This window comes from Bacteroidota bacterium (genome assembly GCA_021300195.1).
In the GTDB taxonomy this organism is placed as follows: Bacteria; Bacteroidota; Bacteroidia; order J057; family JAJTIE01; genus JAJTIE01.
Genome location: JAJTIE010000023.1, coordinates 35,669 through 43,866 on the forward strand (window position 1 = coordinate 35,669; position 8,198 = coordinate 43,866).

7 protein-coding genes are annotated in these 8,198 nt (G+C 63.8%); 1 reads left to right on the plus strand and 6 read right to left on the minus strand.

The genetic code is table 11. The features are described from left to right. Positions 1-72 precede the first annotated feature (72 nt). From LW884_06215 to LW884_06235, 5 genes are all read right to left on the minus strand, one after another. Complete coding sequence (locus LW884_06215) at positions 73-429, minus strand: hypothetical protein (protein MCE3007926.1); 357 nt, start codon at positions 427-429, stop codon at positions 73-75. Between the two features lie 128 nt (positions 430-557). Then, entirely contained in the window at positions 558-1,652 is a 1,095-nt protein-coding gene (locus tag LW884_06220) for an LptF/LptG family permease (GenBank protein ID MCE3007927.1), read from the minus strand. Between the two features lie 24 nt (positions 1,653-1,676). Beyond that, entirely contained in the window at positions 1,677-2,603 is a 927-nt protein-coding gene (locus LW884_06225; GenBank protein ID MCE3007928.1) for a hypothetical protein, read from the minus strand. Next, on the minus strand, positions 2,600-4,585 hold the full coding sequence (locus LW884_06230) for an LTA synthase family protein (GenBank protein ID MCE3007929.1): 1,986 nt from the start codon (positions 4,583-4,585) through the stop codon (positions 2,600-2,602). Before LW884_06230 ends, LW884_06225 begins: the two co-directional genes overlap by 4 nt. Before the next feature lie 48 nt (positions 4,586-4,633). Beyond that, on the minus strand, positions 4,634-6,166 hold the full coding sequence (locus LW884_06235; protein ID MCE3007930.1) for an OmpA family protein: 1,533 nt from the start codon (positions 6,164-6,166) through the stop codon (positions 4,634-4,636). A 46-nt stretch (positions 6,167-6,212) separates the two neighbouring features. Between LW884_06235 and bioA the strand changes: the two genes are divergently transcribed. Further along, a complete protein-coding gene (gene bioA, locus LW884_06240) occupies positions 6,213-7,478 on the plus strand; it encodes an adenosylmethionine--8-amino-7-oxononanoate transaminase (GenBank protein ID MCE3007931.1) in 1,266 nt (421 codons plus the stop codon). Positions 7,479-7,546: 68 nt separating this feature from the next. On the opposite strand, the gene LW884_06245 is transcribed toward bioA, so the two are convergent. Beyond that, positions 7,547-8,198, minus strand: a 652-nt coding sequence (locus LW884_06245) for a gliding motility-associated C-terminal domain-containing protein (GenBank protein MCE3007932.1), incomplete at its 5' end; no start/stop codon positions are given.

Sequence of the window (8,198 nt, forward strand, 5' to 3'; positions counted from 1 at the left end):
GGCGCAAAGGTACACCAATCATGCGTATCGGGCCGCCGTTGGCGCATTTCTCGCTGGGGGGGCTGGTGGGCCCTATTGGGAGGGTCTCAGCTCGGCCAGTTGCTTCTTTAGTGCGCGGATCTCGTCGGTGTGCAGCTCGTACAGCCGCTTCAGGTCTTCGGCCTGGTGCCGGTGCACCCCCTCCAGGCGGGCCAGCTGGCGGGCAAAGAGGGCCAGGGTGTCGGCCAGCTGCGCCTGCTGCTCGGCCAGCTGCTGCTGTGCCTCGCTGTAGCGGCGGTACAGCTGGCCCAGCGCCTCGCTACGGTCTAGCTCCTGGGCCTGGCGCATGTTCAGCTGCGCCCGCTGCTCCACCAGTGCCTGCAGGGCCTGGGACTGCTGGCGCGCGCGCTGTATCAGCTCCTGTATCAGGTCTAGCCATTGGGCTTCCATGGGTGCATACTAGCGATAATATCCACCGCTGGCCCGTGCAAAAAATCCACAAGACACCCGGCCGTAGGCCAAAATGTGCATGAATCCTGTAGGACTCTACGCTTGGCCGCGCGTAAGCGGCCCCCTACCTACTTGGGCGCCCAGCGGATGAGCCAGTAGGCAATGCCGCTATAGATCAGGTTCGGGGTCCAGATAGCCAGCCATACCGGCAGGCTATCGCCCAGCACCGTCTTGGAGAGTGTAAGCACGATGATGTAGCTGAAAGCCAATATGAGCCCCAGCCCCAGCTGCAGGGCTATGCCGCCCCGCCGCTTGCGGGTGCTGAGGGCAAAACCAATGACTGTGAGGATGAGCATGGCAAAGGGGAAGGCAAAGCGCTCGTGCAGCTCGTAGCGCAGCGGGCGCACATAGCTGCCCCCACGCTCCAGCTCCTCCTGTATGCGCAGCTGTAGCTCGGGCAGCTGCAGGCTGCGGCTGTAGTTGTTGGGCTTATATATGTCGCTGGGCTTCAGGTACAGGGTAGTGTCATAGGTAGGGCGCTGCACCAGGCGCTCCCCGTTGGGCAGTATGTGGCGCTCCACCGGGTTGTAGATGCGCCATTGGCCCAGGCTGTCGATGTAGCGTACCTTGGGGGCCTGGGTTTTTTTTATCATCTCGCCAGCGCGAAACTCCTCCAGGCTGAACTGGCGGCCTTCGTTTTCGTACTGGTTAAAGTTGTACATGTACACAAAGTGGCTGGGGCCTACCTTTCGGTGAATGTTCTGCTCGTCGTGGTAGTCTCTGGAGCGGATCTCGTCGTAGTAGTAGGTTTCGAAGCGCAGGGTTGCATCGGGCACCCGCCACCCACCCAGGTAGAAAGAAACCAGGGTAAGGAAGCCAGCAGTGAGCAGGTAGGGCCGCATCAGGCGGTAGAAGCTGACCCCGCTGGACAGTATGGCCACAATCTCGCTATTTTGGGTAAGGCGACTGGTAAAGAGGATGACCGCCAGAAACACACAGATGGGCGAAAGCAAATGACCCAGAAAGGTGAGAAAGTTGAGGTAGTAGTGCCGAAAAATCCCCCAGGCATCGGCAGAGACCGCATCCATAAAGTCGCCCAGCTTTTCCGAAAAATCAATAAGCCCCCCCAGCACCGTAACCGCAAACAGCATGAATAGATAGGTGGAGAGGAAGCCCCAAATAATGTAGCGATCCAGGCGGGTAAAAAGTTTGGGTAGCGGCATGGGCGAGACTGGCAGGATGCGAAATTACGCTTTTTGTCCGGCCGGTAGCAGCAGCTGCAGGGCCCCCCGCAGGCAGGAAAAACGCAGGGTCTTGTGTGTGCTGAGCAGCAGCTCGCCATCCAGCTGCAGCAGGGTTTTCTGCAGTAGCTCTATCTCCACCTGAGGCACAGGCCAGTGCTGGTAGTAGCGCGAGCCGGGTAGTGTACCCCGAAACAGCCGTATGGCCAGCGGCAGCCCCAGCAGCAGGGGGTGCTGGTGCAGCACACATAGCTCCAGCAGGCCATCGGTGGCGCTGGCTGCGGGTGCTATGCGCGCACCACTGCCAAACTGAGTGGTAACCGCCACGTTTACCAGCAGGGGCCGCTCCAGCAGCAGCTGCTGTCCATCGGGCAGATGCAGGCGCACAGCCTGTGGCTGGTAGTGCCAGCGCTCGCGCAGGCTAAGCCACAGGTATCTGCGAAAGCTACGTCTGCCCTGTTCTCGCTCAAAGCGGTGGGCCACCCGTGCATCCAGGCCCATGCCCATAAAGCCCATGAATAGCTGCTCATTCATCCGGCCCATATCCACCGGGCGCACCTGCCCGGTGCCCAGCAGCGCCAGGGCCGCGCCCAGCCGCAGGGGGATGCCATAGTGCCGGGCTATGCCATTGCCAGTGCCCAGGGGCAAAATAGCCATGGGCACGCCGGTGTGGGCCAGCTGGCGGGCGGTGTGGTGCAGGGTGCCATCTCCGCCCGCGGCTATCACCAGGTCGGCCCCGGTGCTGAGGGCCTCCGCCAGGGCTACGTCTGTGGGCGGAAGGCCCCGCCCGCAGCGGATGAGCTGTAGCTCCCAGCGGCGGCGGCGGGCATACTGCGCTATCTGCTGCAGGGCATCGGCCCGCTGCCTGCCAGCACCCTGGTTGTACACCAGCAGGATGCGCGAAAAAGGCCCCAGGCCGGTTTCGGGGCTCATTGAACCGGGGCTATTTTGTTGGCAATGATGCAGTTATGGGCCGTTTGGATATAGGCCAGGTAGCGCCTCCGCTCGGCGGCGGGTATGGCCGCATGGCTGGGCTGCCAGCCGCCTTTTGTGCGCTGCAGGTATACCTCATAGCTGGCCAGGTTGGTCTGCCAGCAGTGGGTTTCGGTTTCGAAGGAATACAGATCTGTATAGTGGTTTGCCGCAAAATGTACCGCCGCCGTGTCTAGCAGCGAGCTGCCCATGGCAGCATAGGGCCCAGGCAGGTGCAGCAGGTGCAGCACGGTGGCCGGAATGTTTACGGGGCTACCCGGCACAGTGGAAACCTGGGGCGCTATCAGCCCCGGCGCATACAGCACCAGCGGGGTGCGGTAGTTATCGGGCAGGGCGGGCGGGGTATCGGTTTCGTAGTGAAAGGAATGATCGGCCGTGATGACAAAGAGTGTAGACTCCAGCGTACCGGCCTGCCGAAAGGTCTGGATTAGCTGGCCCAGGGCACGGTCTGTATACCGAACTGTCTGCTCAAAGGGGTTCAGGCCCGCCTGGGCCAGGTCTGGGTGCCGGTCGGCCTCGTACGCAAAGGGGTGGTGGCTGCTAAGCGAGAAAAGGACAGCAGCCCAGGGTGCCTGCTGCTGCTGCATGCGCCGTGCTGCCCAGGGCAGAAAGCGCCCATCGTGGATGCCCCAGGTGCCATTGTAGTGCGCCGGCTCGGGATACTCATTTTTTCCGTAATAGGTGCCCCAGCCCGATAGGCGGCTGTAGCTGTCCAGCCCCAGCGAGCCATTTATGCCGCCATGATACATGGCCGTGTGGTAGCCCGCGGCCCGCAGGGCATAGCCCAGGCCATGGCTGAAGTAGGTCTCCATCTCGCTGCCGATGATGGGGCGCGAGAACAGGTCGGGCAGGCCATTTAGCACCGATGGGAAGACCTCCATGCTGCGGGTACCGTTGGCGTAGAAGTTTGGAAAGAAGAGGCCTGCTGCGGCCAGGCTGTCCAGGTGCGGGGTCAGGCTGGCAGGGGTACCGGCCTTTCCGTTGCACACCCCCACATACTGGGCTGCAAAGCTCTCCAGCAGGATAATAACCACGTTGCGCCGTATGGGTGGCCCCGCTGGCCTGCGCACCCGCCAGAAGGGGTACTGGCCGGGCCGCAGCAGGCTATCCTGCGGGCTTAGCACCAGCTGCTGCGCCAGCTGCCGCGCCTCATCTGGCGGCAGTAGCTGTAGCGGCCTGCGGGCCTGCTGAGACAGGCTGTGCAGTACGGTGTAGAATGAATTGAGCCCCAGGTGGCCCACCATCACTTCCTCAGCCTGAAAGGCATCGGCCGGACGCAGGGGGATGCGCTGAAGCCCGCCACGTATGCTAAGGAAGAGCAGGGCCGCCACCACCAAAAAACTCAGGCTAGCGGGCAACCAGGCAGCCCTGCGGTGTGGTAGCGAATCAAAATCGGCAGAAGCCAAAACCCGGTGGCCCAGCCTGCGCAGCACCGTGTAGTAGCCATATACCTGAGCTGCAAAGAGCAGAACAAGCCACCAGTATTCGGCCAGCAGGGTACCACTCAGGCGGAGGATATCGCCCCCCAGCTCGGCCACCTCGAAGGTGCTGCGGCGCTGGGTAAACCGGAAGTAGGCGATGTCTACCACATTGAAGGCTAGCCAGGGCAGGGCCAAAGCCGTGAGCAGCAAAGCCAGCAACCCGTAGCGGCGGCGGATGGAGACAGGCGGCAGCGGCCATAGCACCACCAACAGCACCACACCCTGGCAAATGGCCAGGGTAGCCAGGTCGAAACGCAGGCCAATCACCAGGGCCTGTAGCAGGTGCCCGGCATCCAGGGTGCGGAAAAACGAATAATTGACCCCCCACAGGGCCAGCCGCAGCACCAGCAGGCTCAGCAGCGAGAAGGCCCACACCTGTAGCGCCCACTTCAGGCGCTGCATCCACGGTGCACGGGGCTGGCTGGGCAGTAGGGCGGGCATTGGCACAAAGATAAATGAAGCGGGGATTACGGTAGTGCGGTGGCCCAATTATTCCAGCACGGTAAACTCCACCCGCCGGTTTGCCGCCCTGTCTGCTCCGCTAGCCGGTGCCTGCAGGGGCTGGGCTTCGCCCATGCCCTCGGCCTCCACCCGGGCTGCCGCTATGCCGTGCAGCAGCAGGTAGGCGCACACCGCATTGGCACGCCCCAGGCTCAGCCGGCGGTTGTAGTCTTCGCTGCCTAGCTCGTCCGTATGCCCGGTAACGCGGATGCGCCAGCTGGGCTGTGCGGCTAGCAGCTGCACCAGGCGGTCTAGTTCGGCCCGGCTCTCGGGCCGCAGGTCGGTGCTGTCTGTACCAAAAAACACATTCCGCAGCGCAATGGCCCTGCCGGGCTGCACCCGCTGCAGGTACAAGTCTCGCTGCAGGCTGGGCTCCGTATCGGGCATCAGGTGCAGGTCCAGCTCCTCGCCCAGCGGGTAGTAGCCGGGTGCCTGGGCACTCAGGCCATACCAGACGTAGGGCGGAAGGGCTACCTGATAGGCACCTGTGCCGGGCCTACTGCGGGCCATGCCTGCGGGTGTGCCTGTCTGCAGGTCTGTATACACAATCTCGGCCTGCAGGGGCAGGCCTGTATCCAGGTCGCGCACGGTGCCGTGCACCAGCAGCGTGGGGGTGGGTAGTAGCGTGTCGGGCAGGGCCATGCGGTAGATGTCGGGCAGGGCCGCGCTGTCGCTATGGACGTAGTACAGCCAGCTGCCCCTGGCGGCAATGCTGGGGTAGGCCTCAAAGCCCGGCGTATTGAGCGGGGGGCCCAGGTTCAGCGGCTGGCTCCAGTGTGTCCAGCTATCGTCCAGCCTTCGGCTCATGTACAGGTCGAAACTGCCATGGCCGTCGCTACGCCCCTCGCTGGCAAAGTACAGCGTCTGGTTATCCGGTGCCAAAAAGGCCGACACCTCTCGGCCCGGGCTATTGATCTGCGGGCCCAGGTTCAGCGGCTGGCTATAGCTGCTATCGGGCAGGCGGAAGCTGGCGTACAGGTCTAGCCCACCCAGGCTAGTACTATCTTCTATACCTAGCAGCAGGGTCTGCCCATCGGCAGCCAGGTAGCCGGTATACCACTCGGGGTCCAGGTTTCGGTAGTTTCGCACATGCAGGGGCCTGGGCATACCCCAGCCGCCCGCTGTGCGCAGGCTGTAGCTAAAGCCGGGCAGTAGCACCCGCCCACCCTGTACATACACTCCCATCAGCATCAGGGTGTTTCCATCGGGGGTGATAGCCAGGTGGGCATTGGGGTAATAGTTGTTCACCGGGGGGCCAATGTTCAGGCTAGGGCCCCAGCCATCCCCCTGGCGGGGGCACAGGTAGATGTCCTGATCCTCGGGGTTTACCCGATGGCCCAGGTTGCGCGGGTGGCGGGCTCGCACAAAGTACAGCTCTTGCCCATCTGCCGTTACAAAGGGCATCAGCTCCACGGCCTCGGTGTTTACCCCCTGGCCCAGCCGCTCGGGCTGCTGGGCCAGGCTGGGCCACACCAGTAGCCATCCCGATAGCAATACGCGTAAAAGGGCTGAACACTGCATAGCCCCCAAGTAACGAAGCCCTGTGGTAAAAAACTACCTTTGTGCCATGTGGGAACAGGACGCACACATTTGGCACCCCTTCAGCTACCGCACAGATGCACCCGTGCAGCGGGTAGTGCGGGGCGAGGGAGCCTATCTGGTTACCGAAAGCGGCCAGCGCATCTTCGACGCCATCAGCAGCTGGTGGGTAACGCTGCATGGGCACGCGCATCCGCAGCTGTCGGCGGCTGTGGCGCGGCAGGTACACCAGCTGGAGCAGGTTATTTTTGCCGGCTTCAGCCACCCGCCGGCGGTGGAGCTGGTGGGGGGCCTGCGCGAGGTGCTGGATGCACATTTTGCCCACTTTTTCTTTTCGGACAATGGCAGCACGGCCATAGAGGTAGCCCTGAAGATGCTGCTGCAGCTGCACCACAACCGGGGAGAGTCCCGGCAGGTGTTTCTGGCCTTCGAGTCGGCCTACCATGGCGATACCTTCGGGGCGATGAGTGTGAGCAGCCGGGGCATTTTTACGCGGCCCTTCGACCGGCAGTTGTTCGAGGTAGCCTTCTTGCCCGACCCGGACACAACCCCCACCGGGGCGCTGCTGGAGGCACTGGAAGCTGCCTGTAGCCGCCACTTTGTGGCCGGGCTCATTGTGGAACCGCTCATACTGGGGGCGGGGGGGATGAAGATGTATGCGGCCGACAAGCTGGAGGCCCTGGTGCGGGCCGCACAGGCGCGGGGGGTACCGGTCATCTTCGACGAGGTGTTTGTGGGCTTTGGCCGTACAGGGCGCCTGTTTGCGCACGAGCATATACAGGCCCGGCCCGACATACTGTGCCTAAGCAAGGGGCTGACGGGCGGCTACCTGCCCATGGGCCTCACCGTGTGCACCGAGGAGATACGCGCCGCATTCCGGGGCGAGAAGGTGCGGGCCTTCCTGCATGGCCACAGCTTTACGGGCAGCCCCCTGGCCTGTGCGGCGGCCGTGGAGAGCCTGCGCCTGCTGCGCACGCCCGACTGCCAGGCGCGTATTGCGCAGCTATGCCACTGGCAGGCCGAGGGCAAGGCCCGGATGGCACAGCTGGCAGGCGTACAGAATGTGCGCCAAACGGGCACCGTGCTCGCACTGACCCTACCCGCCACCGGGGCCGATGCCACCTACCTGAGCAGCCTGGGCCCCCGCATCTACGACTACTGCCTGGCCCAGGGGGTGCTGATCCGCCCCATGGGGCCAGTGGTGTACCTGGTGCCGCCCTACGTGGCTACCCGGGCCGACCTGGAGCTGGCCTGGCAGGTGATGGAGGGGGCCATCGCACAGGCACTCGGCTAGCAGTTGCCTGTAGCAGTTGCCTGCTGCCTTGGGTGGGGCTTCGCCCTGTCAGGGTATCAAGCGTACCCCTAGCGCACCAGCATCAGCGTACGGATCAGCTCGCGCGTGCCGCCCTGGCAGTCGGGCACCTGGATGTGCACCACGTAGGTACCCTCGGGCGCATCGGTATTGCCGTCCGTACCGCGCCAGGGCTGGCTGCCCGTGTACACCAGCTGGCCCCAGCGGTTGAAGACCCGCAGGCGGTAGGCGCCATCCAGGTAGCTGGCGGGCGGGTAGGTGTCGTGCAGGCCATCCGCATTGGGGCTGAAGGCGGTGCCCCAGCGGTGTACGGCCGAGGCCTCGGGGTCGATGACCTCTACCTGGGCGGTGGCGCTGCGCCCGCATCGGTCGCTGATCTGGAGGGTGAGGGTGCCGCCCTGGCCGCTTGGGGGTAGAAACACAGGCTCCTCGCTCAGCAGGCTGCCGTCTTCGTCCGTCCAGCGGTAGGCCAGGCCGGGGGCTTCGGGGGCCTGTAGGGGGCGGCCCTGCTGGATGCAGCGGTCGTATAGAGGCGGCAGGTTGAGGCTCAGGGTGGTGGGGTCTGCCTGCTGGGTGATGACAACTGAGTCGCGGTAATAGTTGCCGCAGCTGTCGATGGCCGTCAGGCGGTAGCTGCCGGGTTGGGTGAGGGCAATCTGCCGGGTGGTGGCAATCACCTGGCTAAAGTCGGGGTTTCGGGTC